This window comes from Arenibacterium sp. CAU 1754, assembly GCF_054482635.1.
On record NZ_JBTLRG010000006.1, the window covers coordinates 1 to 18,402 of the forward strand.

Annotated in this window: 18 protein-coding genes; 11 read left to right on the forward strand and 7 right to left on the reverse strand. The window is 63.2% G+C overall.

Annotated features, from left to right (window positions below; translation table 11 throughout):
* Positions 1 to 185: 185 nt before the first annotated feature.
* Positions 186 to 2,639, reverse strand: a complete 2,454-nt coding sequence (hrpB, locus tag ACXYMO_RS18100) for an ATP-dependent helicase HrpB (protein WP_458880154.1) — start codon at positions 2,637 to 2,639, stop codon at positions 186 to 188.
* A 112-nt stretch (positions 2,640 to 2,751) separates the two neighbouring features.
* On the opposite strand from hrpB, the gene meaB reads away from it, so the two are divergent.
* The 5 genes from meaB (at position 2,752) to ACXYMO_RS18125 (ending at position 6,200) form a co-directional block, all read left to right on the forward strand.
* Positions 2,752 to 3,729 carry a methylmalonyl Co-A mutase-associated GTPase MeaB gene (gene meaB / locus ACXYMO_RS18105; protein ID WP_458880155.1) on the forward strand — a complete coding sequence of 326 codons (978 nt, stop codon included), beginning with the start codon at positions 2,752 to 2,754 and terminating at the stop codon, positions 3,727 to 3,729.
* Positions 3,730 to 3,825: 96 nt separating this feature from the next.
* Positions 3,826 to 4,737: a phytanoyl-CoA dioxygenase family protein gene (locus tag ACXYMO_RS18110; RefSeq protein ID WP_458880156.1), complete on the forward strand. Its 912-nt coding sequence runs from the start codon at positions 3,826 to 3,828 to the stop codon at positions 4,735 to 4,737.
* 185 nt (positions 4,738 to 4,922) lie between these two features.
* Positions 4,923 to 5,210: a 50S ribosomal protein L28 gene (rpmB, locus tag ACXYMO_RS18115; RefSeq protein WP_458880157.1), complete on the forward strand. Its 288-nt coding sequence runs from the start codon at positions 4,923 to 4,925 to the stop codon at positions 5,208 to 5,210.
* Positions 5,211 to 5,306: 96 nt separating this feature from the next.
* On the forward strand, positions 5,307 to 5,657 hold the full coding sequence (locus ACXYMO_RS18120; RefSeq protein WP_458880158.1) for a hypothetical protein: 351 nt from the start codon (positions 5,307 to 5,309) through the stop codon (positions 5,655 to 5,657).
* A 51-nt stretch (positions 5,658 to 5,708) separates the two neighbouring features.
* Positions 5,709 to 6,200: a copper chaperone PCu(A)C gene (locus ACXYMO_RS18125; protein WP_458880159.1), complete on the forward strand. Its 492-nt coding sequence runs from the start codon at positions 5,709 to 5,711 to the stop codon at positions 6,198 to 6,200.
* Here the strand turns inward: ACXYMO_RS18125 and ACXYMO_RS18130 are convergent, their stop codons facing one another.
* Complete coding sequence (locus ACXYMO_RS18130) at positions 6,201 to 6,893, reverse strand: NAD-dependent deacylase (protein ID WP_458880160.1); 693 nt, start codon at positions 6,891 to 6,893, stop codon at positions 6,201 to 6,203.
* A gap of 92 nt (positions 6,894 to 6,985) precedes the next feature.
* Between ACXYMO_RS18130 and ACXYMO_RS18135 the strand changes: the two genes are divergently transcribed.
* Complete coding sequence (locus ACXYMO_RS18135; RefSeq protein WP_458880161.1) at positions 6,986 to 7,426, forward strand: low molecular weight protein-tyrosine-phosphatase; 441 nt, start codon at positions 6,986 to 6,988, stop codon at positions 7,424 to 7,426.
* Between the two features lie 168 nt (positions 7,427 to 7,594).
* Here ACXYMO_RS18135 and ACXYMO_RS18140 read toward each other — a convergent pair whose 3' ends face one another.
* Complete coding sequence (locus ACXYMO_RS18140) at positions 7,595 to 8,572, reverse strand: LysR family transcriptional regulator (protein ID WP_458880162.1); 978 nt, start codon at positions 8,570 to 8,572, stop codon at positions 7,595 to 7,597.
* 224 nt (positions 8,573 to 8,796) lie between these two features.
* Here ACXYMO_RS18140 and ACXYMO_RS18145 point away from each other — a divergent pair, with 224 nt between their 5' ends.
* The 5 genes from ACXYMO_RS18145 to ACXYMO_RS18165 all read left to right on the forward strand — a co-directional run bounded on the left by ACXYMO_RS18145 (position 8,797) and on the right by ACXYMO_RS18165 (position 14,161).
* Positions 8,797 to 9,162, forward strand: a complete 366-nt coding sequence (locus ACXYMO_RS18145; protein WP_458880163.1) for a DUF2946 family protein — start codon at positions 8,797 to 8,799, stop codon at positions 9,160 to 9,162.
* 159 nt (positions 9,163 to 9,321) lie between these two features.
* Positions 9,322 to 10,416: an ABC transporter substrate-binding protein gene (locus tag ACXYMO_RS18150; protein WP_458880164.1), complete on the forward strand. Its 1,095-nt coding sequence runs from the start codon at positions 9,322 to 9,324 to the stop codon at positions 10,414 to 10,416.
* Positions 10,413 to 11,471 (forward strand): FecCD family ABC transporter permease, encoded by a 1,059-nt coding sequence (locus tag ACXYMO_RS18155; RefSeq protein ID WP_458880165.1) that lies wholly within the window; start codon positions 10,413 to 10,415, stop codon positions 11,469 to 11,471. The genes ACXYMO_RS18150 and ACXYMO_RS18155 overlap by 4 nt, the downstream gene beginning before the upstream one ends.
* Complete coding sequence (locus ACXYMO_RS18160) at positions 11,472 to 12,212, forward strand: ABC transporter ATP-binding protein (protein ID WP_458880166.1); 741 nt, start codon at positions 11,472 to 11,474, stop codon at positions 12,210 to 12,212.
* A 275-nt stretch (positions 12,213 to 12,487) separates the two neighbouring features.
* Positions 12,488 to 14,161, forward strand: a complete 1,674-nt coding sequence (locus ACXYMO_RS18165; protein ID WP_458880167.1) for a long-chain-fatty-acid--CoA ligase — start codon at positions 12,488 to 12,490, stop codon at positions 14,159 to 14,161.
* A gap of 42 nt (positions 14,162 to 14,203) precedes the next feature.
* Here the strand turns inward: ACXYMO_RS18165 and ACXYMO_RS18170 are convergent, their stop codons facing one another.
* From ACXYMO_RS18170 to ACXYMO_RS18185, 4 genes are all read right to left on the reverse strand, one after another.
* Positions 14,204 to 15,184, reverse strand: a complete 981-nt coding sequence (locus tag ACXYMO_RS18170; RefSeq protein WP_458880168.1) for an NAD(P)H-dependent flavin oxidoreductase — start codon at positions 15,182 to 15,184, stop codon at positions 14,204 to 14,206.
* Between the two features lie 111 nt (positions 15,185 to 15,295).
* Positions 15,296 to 16,132 carry an IclR family transcriptional regulator gene (locus ACXYMO_RS18175; RefSeq protein ID WP_458880169.1) on the reverse strand — a complete coding sequence of 279 codons (837 nt, stop codon included), beginning with the start codon at positions 16,130 to 16,132 and terminating at the stop codon, positions 15,296 to 15,298.
* A 245-nt stretch (positions 16,133 to 16,377) separates the two neighbouring features.
* Positions 16,378 to 17,715 (reverse strand): sensor histidine kinase, encoded by a 1,338-nt coding sequence (locus tag ACXYMO_RS18180; protein WP_458880170.1) that lies wholly within the window; start codon positions 17,713 to 17,715, stop codon positions 16,378 to 16,380.
* Positions 17,712 to 18,383 carry a winged helix-turn-helix domain-containing protein gene (locus ACXYMO_RS18185; RefSeq protein ID WP_458880171.1) on the reverse strand — a complete coding sequence of 224 codons (672 nt, stop codon included), beginning with the start codon at positions 18,381 to 18,383 and terminating at the stop codon, positions 17,712 to 17,714. The genes ACXYMO_RS18180 and ACXYMO_RS18185 overlap by 4 nt, the downstream gene beginning before the upstream one ends.
* Between the last annotated feature and the right edge of the window lie 19 nt (positions 18,384 to 18,402).

The following is an 18,402-nucleotide window of genomic DNA, read 5'->3' on the forward strand; positions in this document are numbered from 1 at the left end:
GCTGGTCAGCGCGATACGCACCGCATCTGCTCGGAATTCGTCCGTTCGTTTCAGTCCCATAGTCAGTCTCCTTTGTTGCAGTAAATGCTATCAAAGGAGCGGCATCAAACCGCGACAGGTCCACATCGACATTTCCAGAGTCATCATTCCGCGTCAAGGCTGCCCTTGGCGTGGTTATTTTGCCTCTACCGCCGCGGCTTGGCCCTCAGTGTCGGGTCGGCCTGGGTGGGGTCTTCGGGCCAGGGGTGCTTGGGATAGGCGGCGCGCATGTCCTTGCGCACGTCATCGTATGACCCGGCCCAGAACCCCGGCAGATCGCGGGTCACCTGCACCGGGCGCTGGGCGGGGGACAACAGCGTGATCTTCAGCGGCACACCGCCGCTGGTCGGATGGCGGGTGACGCCGAACATTTCCTGCAGCCGGACTGCGATTTCGGGCCCGTCTTCGGAATACTCAATCGGGATCTTGCGCCCCAGCGGGGTGACAAAACTGTCCGGCGCGTGGGTGTCCAACTGCTGTATCTGGTCCCAGCTCAGTGTGGCGCGCAACGCTTCCAGCGGGTTGAACCGTTTCCAGTCCTCGGCACTGCGCACAGCCCCCAGCATCGGCAATAACCATGTTTCGAGGCTGGCCATCAACCCGTCCGGCGACATATCCGGCAGGTCCACCCCTTCGGCGCGGGCCAGTTCCACCCGCGCGGCGAACCGGGCGGCGGCGGGCGTCAGGCGCAGGCCCAGATCGCGGACCCCGTCCAGCATGGCGCGTGCAACCGCGTCCTCGGGCGCGTTCTTCCACAGGCGATCCTCCAGAACCAGCGCACCGAACCGTTCCTGCCTGCGCGCCACCACGCGGCGGTCGCGCCGGGACCATTCGCAGATGTCCTGCCAGGTGATCTGATCGGCGAACAACGCGCGGATTTCGCCCTCGCCAATCTGTGCGGCCAACCGGATACGCGCTTCGCGCGGGTTGCCGTCCGTATCAATCGCCACGATATAGCGCGCACCGGCAAGCGGGTCGTCATCGCGCATCACCGCGCCCTTACCCCCCGAGAGCACGAACCGCGCCGCATCGCCCTTGCGCCGCTGCCCGACCCTGTCGGGATAGGCAAGCGCGGCCATGGCTGCCGGGCTGAATGGCGTGGCGGGGCGTTCCCCGGCCTGCCGCTCCAGCCGTTTGGCCTCGGCCTTGATCCGCTCGATCGCGCCGCGGTTGACGCTGTTGGGCCGTTCCCGTTCAGCCCTGCGTGGATCGCGCAGGGCGCGCAGGCGCAGCGTCACGTCGGCGGGCGCATTGCGCAGCGGATCGCGTTCGGCCATCAGCGCCGCCAGGGGTGCGGCATCCGGCCCGGCCAGAACCAGCATATGGGCTAGGCGCGGGTGCAGGGGCAGGTCGGCCAGCGCCTTGCCATGCGCCGTCAACCCGCCATGGGTATCCAGCGCGCCCAGCATGCGTAGCAACGCCTGTGCCTCGGCCATGGCGCCGTCGGGTGGCGGGGTCAGGAACGGCAGATCGCCCGCCGCCGCCCCCCACAGCGCCAGTTCCAGCGCCAGACCGGTCAGGTCCGCCGCCTCGATCTCGGCCGGGGGAAAGGCGGCCAAAGCCCCCTCTTCGCCCTTGGTCCACAGCCTGTAACACACGCCTTCGGCCACGCGCCCCCCACGGCCTTGGCGCTGCGTCGCCTCGGCGCGCGTGACACGTTCGGTGACAAGGCGCGACATGCCCGATCCCGGATCAAACCGCGCGCGCCGCGATTGCCCGCCATCGACCACGACGCGAATGTCCTGAATGGTGAGTGAGGTTTCCGCAATCGAAGTCGACAGTACCACCTTGCGCCCCGACGACACCGGCGCAATCGCGGCGCGCTGGGCCTCGAACGGCATCGCCCCGAACAGTGGGCGCACCACGCAGGTGTCGGGCAGGGAGCGTTCCAGAACCGCCTGAACCTGCCGGATTTCACCCTCACCCGGTAGAAACACCAGAATGCCGCCGCCTTCTTTGCGCGTTTCCTTTTCGGCGCGGATCACCAGATCGGCCAGCGCATCCTGCCGCCGTGCCTTGGGCGGAAGGGGGCGGTCCAGCCAGCGGGTTTCAACCGGGTAACTGCGCCCCTCGGAGGTGATGACAGGCGCCTGCATCAAATCGCCCACCGGACCGGCATCCAGCGTGGCCGACATCGCCAGAAGGAACAGATCGTCCCGCAAGGCGCCTGCGATCTCAAGACACAGGGCCAGCCCCAGATCGGCATTGAGCGAGCGTTCGTGGAATTCATCGAACAGAACCGCCCCGACCCCGGGCAGGTCAGCATCGGACTGGATCATCCGGGTCAGGATTCCCTCGGTCACAACCTCGATCCGGGTGGATTTGGATACCTTCGCCTCGCCCCGAATGCGATAGCCCACTGTCTGACCCACGGTTTCGCCCAGCGTTTGCGCCATGCGCTCGGCCGCTGCCCGCGCGGCGAGACGGCGCGGCTCGAGCATCACGATGCGGTCCTTGGTCAGACCCGCCTCGAGCATCGCCAGCGGGACGCGCGTGGTTTTCCCGGCACCGGGGGGCGCCTGCAGCACCGCGCGGCCCCGGGCGCGCAGGGCGGCGATCAGGTCGGGCAGGGCGTCATCAATGGGCAAACGGTCGTGCATCGCCGCCTTATCGCCAAACCACGCGCCGCCGTCCAGCGATCCGCACGCGCCAATGTCTGGACATTCGCGCGCCACTTGCGGCATGTATCGCGCGCAAACGTGGGGCAGGGCGATGGATATCAACGATCTGGGCGAACGTATTCTGGCAGGCGACCGTCGGGCACTGGCCCGCGCCATCACGCTGGTGGAAAGCCAGCGCGAAGATCACCGTGCACAGGCGGCCCAGCTTCTCGATCACCTCGCCCGTTCGGGACGCATCGCGTTGCGCATCGGGCTGTCGGGCACGCCGGGGGTGGGCAAATCCACCTTCATCGAAAGTTTCGGCATGATGCTGATTGCCAAGGGGCTGCGCGTTGCGGTTCTGGCGGTCGATCCGTCAAGCACCCGGTCGGGCGGGTCGATTCTGGGTGACAAGACCCGCATGGACCGTCTGTCGCGCGAACCCAACGCGTTTATCCGCCCCTCGCCCAGCCAGACCCACCTTGGCGGCGTAGCCCGCCGCACGCGTGAGGCCGTGGCCCTGTGCGAGGCAGCAGGATTCGACGTGGTGCTGATTGAAACCGTTGGTGTCGGCCAGTCCGAAACCGTGGTTGCGGAAATGTCCGACCTGTTCCTGCTGCTTCTCGCACCGGCGGGGGGCGATGAACTGCAGGGCGTCAAACGCGGTATCATGGAAATGGCCGACCTGATCCTTGTGAACAAGGCAGATGGCGATCTGAAACCCACCGCCATGCGCACCTGCGCCGATTACGCCGGTGCGCTGCGCCTGCTGCGCAAACGGCCCCAGGACCCGCCCGGATACCCCAAGGCGATGATGGTTTCGGCGGTGCAGGAAACCGGCCTTGCCGAGGCCTGGGAGGAAATGCAGTTCCTGAGCCAATGGCGCAAGGACAACGGACACTGGGCCACCCGACGAGCGGATCAGGCGCGGTATTGGTTCCATCAAGAGGTACAACAGGCCCTGCTGGCCCAGCTGGAAACGCAAGACGCCCGCGCGCACCTGCGCCGGATGAGCGATGCGGTGGCCCAGGGCGACATCAGCCCGGCCAGCGCCGCCAGCGCGTTTCTCGACCAGTTGGGACGCTCGTAACCGCTGCTTGGCAGTTGACAGGTTCCCGGCAAGGCTGTTCGATATGTCCCAGTTTCAGAATGAATTTTTTGTCCCGTTCGGGGCGAAGGGATTTGCATGGCATTGGCGCAGCATATTGAAGAACTGGCCGCTCAGGTCGGATCACACGATGTTTCGAGCATCGCCGTCACCGACGATGAACGCCGCGCCGGGGCGCTGACCCCGGACAAGGCCGAACTGGCGGCACGGCTGTTTGCGCAGAACGGATACCTGCGGGTCGACAACCTGTTCTCGCCCGAACAGATGCAAAATTTCGACACCGCGTTCCGCGAAACGTCCAGGCCGTTTCTGGCTCGCACGAACAAGCAGGACAAACGCCCGCTGTTTACCCTGCCCATCGCCGGACCGATCAACGATGCCGGATTGCTAGCCAACCCGCTGTTGAAACCGCTGTTGTCCGGGGCGCTGGGCGAGGATTTCATCGTCGCCACCGTCAGCGGCATCGCCTCGTTTCCCGGGGCGCCGGATCAGTTCCTGCATCGGGACGCCAAACAACTCTTCGGCAAGGACAATCAGGCCGACCATGATCTGCCGCCCTATTCCATCACCATGCTGGTGCCGCTGGTGGATGCCAATGCCGAAACCGGGTCCACCCGCGTCTGGCCGGGCACCCACCACGTGGCGGGGACCGAGGAAGGGCTGAAAACAGGCAGCATCGACCCCGAGGTGCGGGTCGGCTCGGTTCTGCTGACCGACGGGCGCGTGCTGCACCGCGGGATCGCCAACCGGTCCGACCGGATACGCCCCTTGCTCTACCTGACGTTTCACCGGTCCTGGTACCGCGATTTCGGCGGGTACGAACAACGCCCGCCGATCCAGATCAGCGCCCGCGAATTTGCCCGCATGACGCCTGATCTTCAGGCGCGGGTGGGCTGGTTCCACCGCACCTATGCAAAGGTCGCGCGCAAATATTGGCTGCGCCGGTTGTTGCCGCCGGCCTTGCGCACCCGGCTGGCGCGCGATATCTGAACCCTGCTGCCCCGGGACATGGGACAAAGGTGGCCCGATCACGGTGCCGAAAAGGGGGAAACCCCTTGACCCCTTGTGCGATTCCCCCTAAAGGCAGCAGACGAATTTCGGGGCGCGGCCAGTGGCGGTGCCCGTTTGTTTTGGACGGGCCAGCAGCGCCTGCCGATGAGACGAAGGATGATCCCATGTCGCGCATTTGCGAATTGACCGGAAAAGGCCCGATGTCTGGCAACAATGTCAGCCATGCCAAGAACAGAACCCGTCGCCGGTTTTTGCCGAACCTGAACGATGTGACCCTGCAGTCCGAAACTCTGGGCCGTGGCGTCAAAATGCGGATTTCCGCATCCGCCCTGCGCAGCGTTGATCACCGCGGTGGTCTGGACGCCTTTCTGGCCAAAGCCAAGGACGACGAACTGTCGGCCAATATGCTGAAGGTCAAGAAAGCAATCGCCAAGGCGGCCGCTTCGGCCTGATCAGGTCAAGGTGGTAAAGATTTACACAGCCCTGCCGGAAACGGCGGGGCTGTTTGCGCTTGCGTCAGATGTGGCAACACATATATGAAAAACGGAATGCGACAGGTAGCTCTGACATTACCCCGGTTGCTGCTGGTCCTGCTGCTGATCCTCACGGGGCAAAGCATGGCCAGTGCCCGTGGTGCATCCGGTCCGGCGGGCCAGATGATCCTGTGCACGGGCACCGGGCCTGTTCAGGTTTTCGTCGACGAAGATGGTCAGCCGACCGCGCCGCCGCGCTATTGCCCGGACTGCGCGCTGACCCTGCTTGACCACGTGGCCCCGGTACTTGCCATCGCGCGCAAGGCCGAACTGTCGGGGCGGATCGATCCTGTCACAGTCACAACACAGGCCAGCGAACCGAATGTCCCGCGCGCCATTGCCCGCGCGCCTCCTTGCGATCTCTGAATCCCAAAATCCACTGAAATTCAGATACAAATCGCAAGACAGGAGACAGTCATGTCTATCAAAACCAATATTCTCGGGGCGACCGCCTTTCTCATGCTGGCCGGTGCGGCCATGGCCGAAGATGCCATCAAGGTGATGGACCCTTACGCCCGCAGTTCGATGATGAGCGCCAAGACCGGCGCCGCCTTCATGATGCTGAAAAACGATTCGGATCAGGATGATCGCCTGATCGCGGCCCGGTCGGAAATTGCCGAGCGTGTTGAACTGCACACCCACATTCAGGATGCCAACGGCGTCATGCAGATGACCGAGATCGAGGGCGGCATCGCCATTCCGGCGGGCGGCACCCACATCATGCAGCGCGGCGGTGACCACGTCATGTTCCTTGGCCTGAAAGAAGGGTTGAAGCAGGGTGAGATGATTTCTGTGACCCTGACCTTTGAACAGGCAGGCGATGTGGAGATCGAGGTGCCCGTCGATCTGGAGCGCAAGCCCATGCATGGCGCCCCCATGACACACAAGATGCCCAAAACCGACAGCTGATCAGACGGCCAAAAGGTCCTCGACCCACCCGGGCACGACCCGGGTGGCGGGACCCGTCCGGGTTTCGTCAAATTCCGACACCATCGCGGACGGGTCAAGATTCAGCTCGACAGTATGCGCCCCTGCACTGGCGGCCTCCTGCACGAATGAGGCCGCCGGATACACCTGACCCGACGTGCCGATCGCGGCAAACACATCCGCACTGGCCAAGTGCTGATAGATGCGATCCATGTGATACGGCATCTCGCCGAACCAGACCACGTCCGGACGCGCCAGCGGTTGCCGACAGGCCGGGCAGGGTTCTTTCACCTGCATCTCCTCGGGCGCGGGCCAGCGGTGTCCACAACCGGCACACAGCGCCCCGGCAAGCGTGCCATGCATGTGGATCACGTCACGCGTGCCACCTGCCTCGTGCAGGCTGTCGACATTCTGTGTGACGATCACCACATCGCCCGGATATTCAGCCTGCAATCGCGCCAGTGCCACGTGGGCCGCGTTGGGTTCGGCCCGGGCGGCGGCCACGCGGCGCGTGTTGTAAAACGCCTGCACCAGGGCCGGGTTGCGCGCAAAACCTTCTGGGGTCGCCACGTCCTCAATCCGGTGCTGCGACCACAACCCGCCTTCATCGCGAAACGTGCCCATGCCGCTTTCGGCGGACACCCCGGCCCCGGTCAGGATCACGATCTTGCTCATCTGTTCCGGTCCCCGTCCGTGTTTTTCCGCTGGCACTGGCGCGCGTTTTTGCCCATGTCCCGGGGTAAAGCCCGAAAAGGAGCGCGCAGCCCATGGCCATTAGAATTCTGTTTGTCTGTCTTGGCAACATCTGCCGCTCTCCGGCGGCCGAGGGCGTCTTTCGCACCCTCGCACCCGAGATTGAAACCGACAGCGCCGGTACATCGGGCTGGCACTTGGGTGAGCCGCCTTATGGCCCCATGCAGCAGGCCGCCAAGGCGCGTGGCATTGACCTGTCGGACCTGCGTGCACGCACCTTCACGCCCGGCGACTTTGGCCGGTTTGACCTGATCATCGCCATGGATGACGACAACGTTTCCGCCATCGAAACCTTGCGCCCAACCGGCAACGACACCCCGGTCCATCTGTTCACCGATTATGCCTCTGACACCGGGGCCAGCCATGTGCCCGATCCCTATTACACCCGTGACTTCGATGGCGCGCTGGACCTGATCGAAACAGCCGCTGCGGGGCTGAAACGGGCCCTTGCCTAATGTGGGAACGGCCGCTGCGTGCGGCGCTAAATTAAGCAAAACCGAAACTGCGCTATTCGGCTGGGACGAGTCGAACGCGCGGTTTCCCCGTTGCATTCCCGAAAGTGTCTATGGCCAGAGGAGAGGTGCGTTGGCCACAGGGTCAAACGGAACCGAGTGTAGGCTTCGTCATTCGGCGCTTGCTTCGGTAATCACATGCCATTGTCCCGCCAACCATGGCAGCCGCGACAGGCCCGGATCAATCACCTGGCTCTGGACAAGGCGGCGCACGGTCTGGGCCACGTCGCGCGGCACCCGGTCGGCCCAGTCGGATGCGGCGAACAGGGAAATTGTGCGGGAAAACGCGCCAAAGGGCAGGGCAAAAGCATCGATCTCATCCTGAAACCGCACCGCCCGCATGTACCCGAGCGGTGTCGTGATCGACCAGCCGATGCGCCGCGCGACCATTGCCATCAGGGCCAGATGGCTGCCGATTTCGAACCGCTCTTCGAGGTGCAGTTTCTGGCGCGCCAGATGCGCTTCGACCTGTTGGCTGATCAACTGTTCGCGGGCATAACGCAGAAACGGCAGGCCGCTCAACGCGCCCATGATATCCTCGCCGGGCGTGGCCACGCCACGCGGCGCAACCAGAATGAATGGGTCGCGCACCAGCGGGTATTCAATGATCCCTTCGCGCAATTGCCCGGTGCTGGCGGCCACCGCGATATGCAATTCGCGCGCCTGCATCGCCTCGCTGATCTCATGGCTGGGTGCGGTGATCAGCTTGAACCGGCAGCGGGTCATGTTCTCGGCCAGCGTCGTCACCAGCCGCGGCGTCAGATCGTCGTCGAAATCGTCGATCAACCCGATGCTCAGCGTGCTTAGATGCGTCAGGTCCATGACCGTCAGTTCGCTCTGCGCCAGCCGCAATTCGCTCAGCACCGCCTCGGTCCGGGCCAGAAAACTGCGCCCCGCCGGGGTCAGCTGCATCGGGCGGCGCCCGTGATCGACCAGGTCGGCGCCCAGCGCCGTTTCCAGATTGCGCAGTTGCTGGGAAACGGCGGGCTGACTCAGCCCGGTCAGCGTTGCCGCCTGGGCGACCGCCCCGGTTTTCGCGAGTGCCTCGAACACTTCGAGCCCGCGCAGCGTGATCCCTTTTGCCAGCATGATCCGACCTCATACAGTTTAACCTTTTGTGAAACTAACCTGCATGCCGGTCAAGGCCGCCTGTCTCGATGTCAGCCCTGCGCAGGTCGATTTCTGCAATCGAATTGCGCCAGGTCAAATCATCCCCTAAATCTCTCGGGTAATGTAACTTGATGAGACGGCCAAACATGTCCCACATCCGGCTCTTGCCTCGCGGCTTCGCTGGCATGATCGCTTTCGGGCGCATGGGTTCGGCTGTCTTGTTGCTGGCGCTGTGCCTGTCGGGGATCGTTCCCGAGGGCATGATGCGGACCGTCGATGCGGACGGGACGCGGTTGGTTTTGTGTACCGGCGAAGGTCCGCGCGAAATCTGGATGGCGGCGGATGGGTCCATCAGTGATCAGGAACCATCGCATGAGGAACAAGCCGAGGTGGCGGAATGCCTCGCGGTTTCGCTGTCCCTTGCCGCCGTTCAGAACGTCGCAAGCGGCCTTTACAGTGCGGCGGAATTCAGTGCCTTTGTCCCCGAATTCCAGCCCGCGCCTTCCCACGTCCAAGGCGCGTGGCCGCCGTCGCACCCACGCGCGCCCCCACTTTTTTCCGGACAATGAAGAGCTGTGGGGCCTCGGCCACGCTTTCCGCTCGTTTCAGGTGCCCCTGCGGATGACCCGCCGATAGGGCAGTGCGCTCACACGCAGCCTCCTGAAATCATGCGCTCGATCACCACCCGCACTTTTGCGGGGGGACTACTCATATACAGGAAAACACGAATGAAATTCGCCAAATTCGCGGCGCTTGCCGCGCTGATGTTCACCACGTCTCCGGCCCTGGCCGAGATCACCGTGACCGACCTGGATGGTCGCACCGTCACCCTTGAGGACGTGCCGCAACGCGTCGCGCTGGGGTTCTATTTCGAGGACTATCTGGCTGTCGCCGGTGAAGAAGGAGCAGGCAAGATTGTCGCGCTGTCCCGCGCCCCGTGGGCCGATTGGCGCCCGGGCCAATGGGCGGTTTACACCGCCAGGTTCCCGGCGCTTGAGACCCTGCCGGATTTTGGCAACGCCGACGACAACACCATGTCGGCCGAAGCGTTGATCGCCGCCAACCCCGAGGTCGCCATTCTGTCAAGCTGGCAGACCGCGGCGCTGGGAGAGCCGGGCGTGAAGCAACTGGAAGCCGCCGGGATCAAGGTTGTTGCGCTCAACTACAATGCGCAGACCCTCGAAAAGCACCTGCTTTCGACGCGTGTTCTGGGGGCGGTCATGGGACAGCCTGAGCGCGCTGAACAGCTTGCCCAGATGTATCAGGCCAAAACCGAAGACACGCTGGCCCGCGTCCAAAAGGCTGGCCCCTCGAACAAGAAAATCTATGTCGAGCTGGCTCAGAAAGGCCCGAAAACCATTGGCAACTCGTACGGCAACGGCATGTGGGCCGGTGTCATCAACCTGGTCGGCGGGGACAATATCGCCCGGGGACAGGTCGAAAACTGGGGGCCGCTGTCGCCTGAATATGTGATCGCGCAACAGCCCGACGTGATCCTGCTCGCAGGGTCCGAGTGGTTGAACAAGCCCGAAGCCGTGCGCCTTGGATTTGGTCAGAATGGTGAGGACGCACAGCCGAAAATGGCGGCCTATATGACCCGTGCAGGTTGGGCCGATCTGCCCGCGGTCAAGGACAAGCAGGTTTATGGCATCTACCACGGTGGCAACCGCACATTGTCGGATTTTGTCTATGCCCGAACCATTGCCAAGGCGCTTTATCCTGATGCGTTTGCCGATGTCGATCCGGCGGCGGAACTTGCCGAATACTACGACACCTGGATGCCGGTCAGCGCAGACGGCGTGTTTGTCACGCGGCTGAAATGATCGTGTCCGGGCAGACACCCGCCGCGCTGGTCGCGTGGCGGGAACGCTCGGCAAGGCGGGGGGCGGCGCTTGCCGCTTCGTTCCTCCTGCTTACGCTGGTGGCGATGATTGACCTGATGTCGGGTCCGTCCGGCATGTCACCGGCGAAACTGTGGCAGACGTTCCTCGACGGGCCTCAGGGCGCCGATCGCGCGGCTGCTGCCATCCTGTTCCAGATCCGGCTGCCTCAGACACTCCTTGCGCTTATTGTCGGCGGGGCGCTTGGTCTGGCGGGGTTGATGATGCAGACGATCCTTGCCAACCCGCTTGCCTCGCCTTTTACGCTGGGGTTTTCGGCGGCTGCGGGGTTCGGGGCGGCCCTTGCGATCATGTTTGGCGCGTCCATGGCCTTGCCGGTGCCCGATTGGCTTCTCACGCCGCTGTCCGCCTTTGCCGCAACGCTTTGCGCAACCGCGATGGTCTGGGCCGTGGCCCGGCTCAAGGGCACCGCGCCCGAGTTGTTGGTTCTGGCAGGCATCGCGGTCTTGTTCTTTTTCCAGTCCCTGCAGTCCCTGGTGCAGTTTCTGGCCTCGCCGGAAGTGCTCCAGCAGATCGTGTTCTGGCTGTTTGGCTCTCTGCTCAAGGCCAATTGGACCGCGGTGCAAGTTGCGGCCGTCATCGTCGCGCTGTGTCTGCCGTTCATTGCGCGCGACACCTGGGCGCTGACCACCTTGCGGATGGGCGAGGCGAATGCCGAAAGTCTCGGGTTGGATACGGCGTCCCTGCGTCGCCGGGTTTTTCTTCTTACCGCCGCGCTGACCGCCGCCGCCGTGTCGTTCACGGGCACGATTGGCTTTGTCGGCCTGATCGCACCCCATGTCGCGCGGGCCGTGGTCGGAGAAGACCACCGCTATGCGCTGCCGCTGTCCGCCATCACGGGTGCATTGATCCTGAGTTCGGCTTCGGTCGCGGCCAAGATGCTTTCAACCGGCGCGGCGATTCCGGTGGGCATTGTGACCGCCATTGCGGGCATTCCGATGCTTGCTGTCGTCATCCTCAATCACAAGGAGGCCTGAATGTTTGACCTCGAAATCCCGCCGCTCCACAGGGGCCGCCACAAGGTTCTGGAGGGCATGCACATTGAACTGCCTCGCGGTTCGATCGCGGCCGTTGTCGGGCCGAACGGCGCAGGCAAATCCACATTGCTGCGCGCCATCGCAGGCCTCGGCCAGGAGAGGGTCGTCATCCGTGAGGGCCGGCGGACTCTCGGTCGTCGCGACATCGGTTTCCTGCCGCAAGCCTTCGAAGTTCGCTCCGATCTCAGCGTGCTGGACTGTGTTCTTTTGGGCCGGCGCGAGGAAATGGGGTGGCGCATCACGCAAAGGGCCATTGCCGCCGCTCAGGACCTGCTGGCGCGTTTTTTCCTTGGCGACCTGTCGGCACGATCAATGCGCGCGTTGTCGGGCGGTCAGCAGCAACGGGTGCTTCTGGTGCAGCGCATATTTCGTGGCAGCGCGTTATTGGCTTTGGATGAGCCGACATCGGCCCTTGACCTGCATCACCAGCTTGCCGCGCTCGCAGCGCTGCAGCGCCACGCCCGCGAGACAGGGGCGGCCGTGATTGCCGCATTGCACGACCTGACCCTTGCGGCACGGTTTTGCGATCGGGTCGTGCTGTTGGCCGATAACCGGATGATCTGCCAGGACACCCCCGAAGCGGTGATTTCAAAGCAGCTGGTCGGCCAGTATTGGCACATCTCGCCCGAGCTTTTGCTGGACCGTGACGACCATCTCGTGGTTGTGCCGCATTCGGCGTGAGGCGCCAGCCGATAGCATGAAACCGATACCCACTTTGACGGGCTGCCGGCAATCCCGCGCCCGTCCTGCCATCATTGGGGTTGCAGGTTTGCCCAACAGTTTCTAGCTTCTCGGCAGGCTGCGGAACTAAGTTCCGCATCGCGGTATTGGCCGCAGGGTCGTCCAAGGGGGGAGGGGCCGATGGAGGAGCAACGGGTCATCACCCTGCGGGCAAGGACGCAGGCAGTGCCGAAGGGCGACTGCGGCAAAAGGGATTTCAAGCGGGAGGATGCAGAATGACGCTGCCACTTAAGCCGGGGTCACGCCCCTGGCACAAACAGTACCTCAGTGGTGTCAGGGCGGATTTCGAACCGGCCGCAACAACGTGGACGGCCATGATGGCCGATGCGTTCAACACCTACACCGACAAGGTGCTGATCGAATATTACGGCAAGTCTTATACCTACGGCGAGATGCGCGCGCTGGCGGCGCGGGTGGCGTCGGCGCTCAGGGCGCGGGGTATTCAGAAAGGCGACAGGGTCGCCCTGCATCTGCCGAACTGTCCTTGGCATCCGATCTTTTTCTTCGGGATCATCGCGTCTGGGGCAGCGGTGACCCATCTCAGCCCGTTGGATGCAGACCGCGAAATCGCGCACAAGCTGCACGATAGCGGCGCCAAACTGGTGATCAGCCTGACAACCCCGGAATTTGCCCATCATTTCCAGTCGCTTCTGGCTAACGACGAAATCCCCCCGCTGGTTCAGTGCCCCGATCCAGTGTCGGCGCAGGGGCGGGATTGCCCGGTTTTGCCCGGGGCCATCGGTATTGATGATTTCTGGGCCGGGCATGAGGGCGCGCCCTATGATCCGGTGCCGGTCACGCCGCAGGATATGGCGCTGCTGCAATATACCGGGGGCACGACCGGCGTGCCCAAGGCGGCGGTGCTGACCCATCACAACCTATGTTCCGCGGTGCAGATGTATCACGAAGAGACAAAGGAAGATCCGGCTTCGGCCCCGGGCAGTTCCGGGTTGGTCTATTCACCGCTGTTTCACATCATGGGCCTGACCACCGGGCTGCTGAAACGCACACACGAGGGCGGCACGCTGCATATCCGCTTGCGCTATGACCCGGTGCAGGCCGTGAAAGAGATCGAAGAAAAGAAGATCAATGCCTTCGGCGGCGTGCCGACAACATGGATCGCCCTGCTGCAAGTGCCCGAAATCGAGAAACGTGATCTCAGCTCGCTGCTCTATATTGCCTCGGGCGGGGCGCCTTTGCCGGTCGAGGTCTATAACCGTGTGAAACAGCTGACTGGCCAGAAACTGCGCGGCGGATGGGGGATGACCGAAACATCGCCGGCAGGCACACATGTGCCGCGCGGCATGCCGGATGAAAAGCTGGGCACAATCGGTCTGCCGTTGCCGGGACTAGACATGAAGATCGTCGATGTGGACGCCCCGACCAGAACGCTTGCCCCCGGCGAGTCGGGCGAAATCGCCATCATGGGGCCGAACGTCACCCAAGAATACTGGAACAAACCCGAGGAGACCAAGGCCGCCTTTTGCGAGGGTTGGTTTCTGACGGGGGACATCGGATACATGGACGAAGACGGGTACTTTTACCTTGTGGACCGAAAGAAGGACATGATCCTGTCGAGCGGGTTCAACGTTTATCCGCTGGTCATTGAAAACGCCGTGCACCTGCACCCAAACGTGTCCGAGGCGATGGCCATCGGTGTGCCCGACAGCTATCGCGGCGAAAGCGCCAAGGTGTTCGTCGTCCTGAACAGCGGCGCGTCGGAATTCACGCTGGAGGAGCTGAAGGATTTTCTGGAGGATAAGCTGGGCCGCCATGAAATCCCGCGCTATCTGGAATTTCGCAGTGAATTGCCACACACGCCCGTCGGCAAACCGGACCGCAAGGCGCTCAGGGCCGAAGAGGCCGCGCGCGAAGCCGTGGACGGGTGAGAAAGCCCCGGGGGCGGCCGTTATCCGCCCCCGATGTCCGTTTCAGCGGGTCCAGCCCAGTGTCTTGGCCAGGCGCGTCTGGGCCGCGTCATATTCAGCGGCCAGCCGATCGACCAGTTCGGCTGCCGGAACAACCCTGTCCACCGCGCCGATGCCCTGGCCCGATCCCCAGATTTCCTTCCAGCTTTTTGGTTTCGAACGACCCGCGCTGAAGTCCATGTTCGACGGATCTGAGCGTTCCAGATTGTCAGGGTCCATCCCCGCCGCCGCGATGGACGGTTTCAGATAGTTGCCCCAGACACCGGTAAAGAGGTCGGAATAGACGATGTCGCTGGCGCCGCTTTCGACGATCATGTCCTTGTAACGCTCGGTCGCGTTGGCCTCTTGCGTTGCGATGAAGGCTGACCCGATATATCCGCCATCCGCGCCCATGGCCTGTGCCGCAAGAATGCTGTCGCCCTTGGCGATGGAGCCGGACAGGAACACCGGACCTTCGTACCATTCGCGGATTTCCTGGATCAGGGCCATCGGCGACAGGGCCCCGGCATGTCCACCGGCCCCGGCCGCAACCGCGATCAGACCGTCGGCGCCCTTTTCGATGGCTTTCTTGGCAAAGCGGTTGTTGATCACGTCATGAAAAGTAAGCCCGCCACAGGAATGGGCCGCATCATTCACCCAAGTTTGCGCGCCCAGCGATGTGATCCAGACAGGAACCTTGAACCTGGCGCAAATCTCGACGTCGCGTTCAAGGCGCTCGTTCGATCTGTGAACGATCTGGTTTACTGCATAGGGCGCGGCCGGGGTGTCGGGGTTGGCCTGATTGTAGCGGTCCAGCTCTTCGGTGATCCGGGTCAGCCAGCGTTCCAGTTCAATCGGTTCGCCGTCCGCCTCGCGTGCGTTCAGCGCCGGAAATGATCCGACGATACCGGCCTTGCACTGGGCGATGACCAGATCGGGATTTGAAATGATGAAAAGCGGGCTTCCGATCACCGGGATCCGCAGGTTCGCAAAAGCCTTGGGCATGGACAATGTGTGTTCCTCCTGTTCCGGCGGTTTTCAAATAGACCGCCGCCCTGTGTGCATATCACTTGGCCCCGGTCCGGGGCGCAACCCATGCCGTTGGGTCTTTTGGGGTCAGGTAAAGGAAATCGCCCGCTGACTCAGTGTTTCGGCCAGTTCGACCAGCCGGGGGCCAAAATCGCCTTCCATCTTTTCCTTGGGCAGGAAATTTGAAGGACCACCAAGGTTGAATGCCAGAAGCGGCGCGTTGCTTTGCTGCGACTGGAACGGCACGGCGATCGAATGCACGCCGGGGCGCCATTCTCCGTAATTGGCGTAAAACCCGCGCTCGGCGATCTGCGCCTTGGCATCTTCGATCCCGGCCAGAAGGCTGGTCCACAGATCCGCGTCATAATGCTGCCTGAGATCATCGAGCAATTCGCGGCGCTCGTCCTCGGGCACGGCGGCCAGATAGGCGCGCCCCATGGCCGAGCGCGCCAGCGAAATCCGCGACCCGACCCCCAGTTGCAGCGATATCACGCTGCTGCGCGACTTGGCGCAGGCCAAATAGATCATCGTGCGCGCATCGCGCCCGCCAAGGGCCACCATCGTTCCTTCGCCGCAGTAATCGGCCAGATCCTGCATATAACCCTGGGCCGCCTCGCGGATCGGCATGCCGCTCAGGCAGGCGTAGCCAAGGCTGAGCACGGGGACACCCATGCGATATCGTCCTGTATCGTTGTCGTAAGACAGGAACCCGGTCTGCAGCAATGTGAAGGTCAGCCGCGATACGGTGGAATTGGGCAGGCCCGTCCGTTCGGCCAGATCCCGATTGCTCAGCCCGCTGCGGTCATCCGGGCGGAAGGCGCGTAGCACCTCAAGCCCGCGATGCAGCGATGTGATGAATTGCCGGTCACTGCCCACCGCGGCATTTGTCTTGCCGTCTTCTGTGCTGGGTGTTCTTTTTCTCAACGGTTCAGTCCTTGCAACAGTTGCTTGGGGGTGTTGCGCAAGCCATGTTCCAAGGCGTCTCCCTTTGCAATTTGAAAGAGAATACAGTTTCGATCCCGCTGCTGCCAGAGTCGTTTTTCTCGCAGGTCCGGCACTGTGCTTTTGCTGCGCAGAGACCAGTTCCAAGGCACCTGCAACCTTAGGTTTGCCCGGCCAATTACGCGAAGCTTGGCGCGCGTAAAAGGGATCGGGTGCGAACCTGCACCTCAGCTGAAACGCAAGGCAACAACCAGCCCCGGAGCGTTGTCCGACAACTCGACTGACGCGCCGTGCAGCGCGGCGATGACGGACACAAGGCTCAGGCCCAGACCGCTGCCCGGTGTGGTACGGCTGCGCTCCAACCGATAGAGTCGCTGGAGCACGTTTTCGCGCTCGACCTCGGGGATGCCCGGCCCGGTGTCCGCGACGCTCAGGCAGGGGCGTCCATATTCGGTGCCCGCGCGCACCGTGATCGCCGTGCCTGGCTGCGTATGCCTAAGCGCGTTTTCGATCAGGTTGGCCAGAACCTGCCCCAGCAGGTCGCGGTCACCAGTAACCATCACGGGGGCGTCCGGCGTGTCCACACTCAGGCTGCGGCCAACTTCCTGCGCGGCCGGTTCGTAAATCTCGCCAAAGGTCTTGGCCAGATCGCACAGATCAACAGGTGCGAACCGCGTTTTCGGCGATCCGGATTCGATCTGCGCGATCTGCAAAAGGGATTGAAAGATGGACACGACGCCGTCGATTTCCTGACTGGCCTGCTGGGCCAGCTCGCGGTCCTCATCCGAAAGCGTTTCGCTTTGCCCCAGTTCATCCAGATGTACCGATACCCGCTGAATGGGCGTTTTCAGGTCATGGGCGATATCGGCCGATACCTGGCGCAGGGCGGCAACCGAATTTTCCTGCGCGCTGGCCATGCGGTCCACCTTGTCCGCGATGCTGCTCAGGTCGTCGGGCCAGCCGGGCAGGGGATGGGTGCGCGCCGACAAGTTGCCGGTTGTCAGATCTTCCAGCGTGTTCTCGATCACCGCAACCCGCCGCGCGCTGCGCCATGCCAGGTACAGCCCGCCGCTCAGCGCCAACAAGACGGTCGGCAACAGGCTCAGCCAGAGGATGTCGATGAACACCTTGCGCAGTTCCTCGATTTCGGACCGGCTGCGGGCGATGGTCAGTTCGCCCCCGTAAAGCCGCGTCGTCAGCGCCATGAACGGGCCCGTTATGGTTGGTGTCGATGGACCCCGCGATACCACGTGATAGCCGGTCCTGTTACGGCGGATGGGCACGTTGCCGTAATGGCGCCCGTTGGGCGCGAAATAGCTCAGGATCATGCGTTCAGGGTCGGTCACATCGGCCTGCGCGTCGATCAGCGTGGCCACGGCCCCGGCGCTGGGCGCAGCCCGGAACCCGGCGATGTCCTGCGCGAGATCTTCGCGCATGCTGCGCTCCAGTGATTCACGGGTCACAAGGTATGTCACCGCCAGACTGGCCAGGCTGACGGCCACGAACAGCGCAACCAGCCCCAGGGCCAGCCGCATCGGCATCGAGCGCAGCAGATGTGTCCTCACGCTTCGATCCTGTACCCGGCGCCCCGCACCGTCTGGATCAATTCGTGGTCAAAGGGTTTGTCCACTTTGGCGCGCAACCGGCTGATATGGGTTTCGACCACGTTTGTCTGCGGGTCGAAATTGATGTCCCAGACGGACTCCAGCAGCATGGTGCGCGTCTGGACCCGCCCCTTGCGCCGCAACAGGTGTTCGAGCAGGGCAAATTCGCGGGGGAGCAGGGTGATGTCCTGCCCCGAGCGGGTCACTTTGCGCCGGATCAGGTCCATTTTCAGATCTCCGGCGCTCAGCACTGTTTCGTCCGTCTGAATCTGCGGCCGGCGGGCCAGTGCCGCGATGCGCGCTGACAACTCTCCAAACGAAAACGGTTTGGCCAGATAATCGTCGGCCCCCGCATTCAGCCCGTCGATCCGTTCCTCGACTCCGCCCATCGACGTCAGGAACAGCACCGGAGTGTGATTTGCCGCGCCGCGCAGGGTCTTGACCAGCGACAGGCCATCCAGTTCGGGCAACATGCGATCAACCACGATCACGTTGTAATCCTGCGCCGTGGCCTGCACCAACCCTTCACGCCCATTGCCGACCACGTCAACGACATGGCCCTCGGCGCGCAACCCCTTGGCGACATAGTCGCTGGTGGTCTGGTCATCTTCCACGATCAGCAGTTTCATATGCACCCTTGAAAGGCCC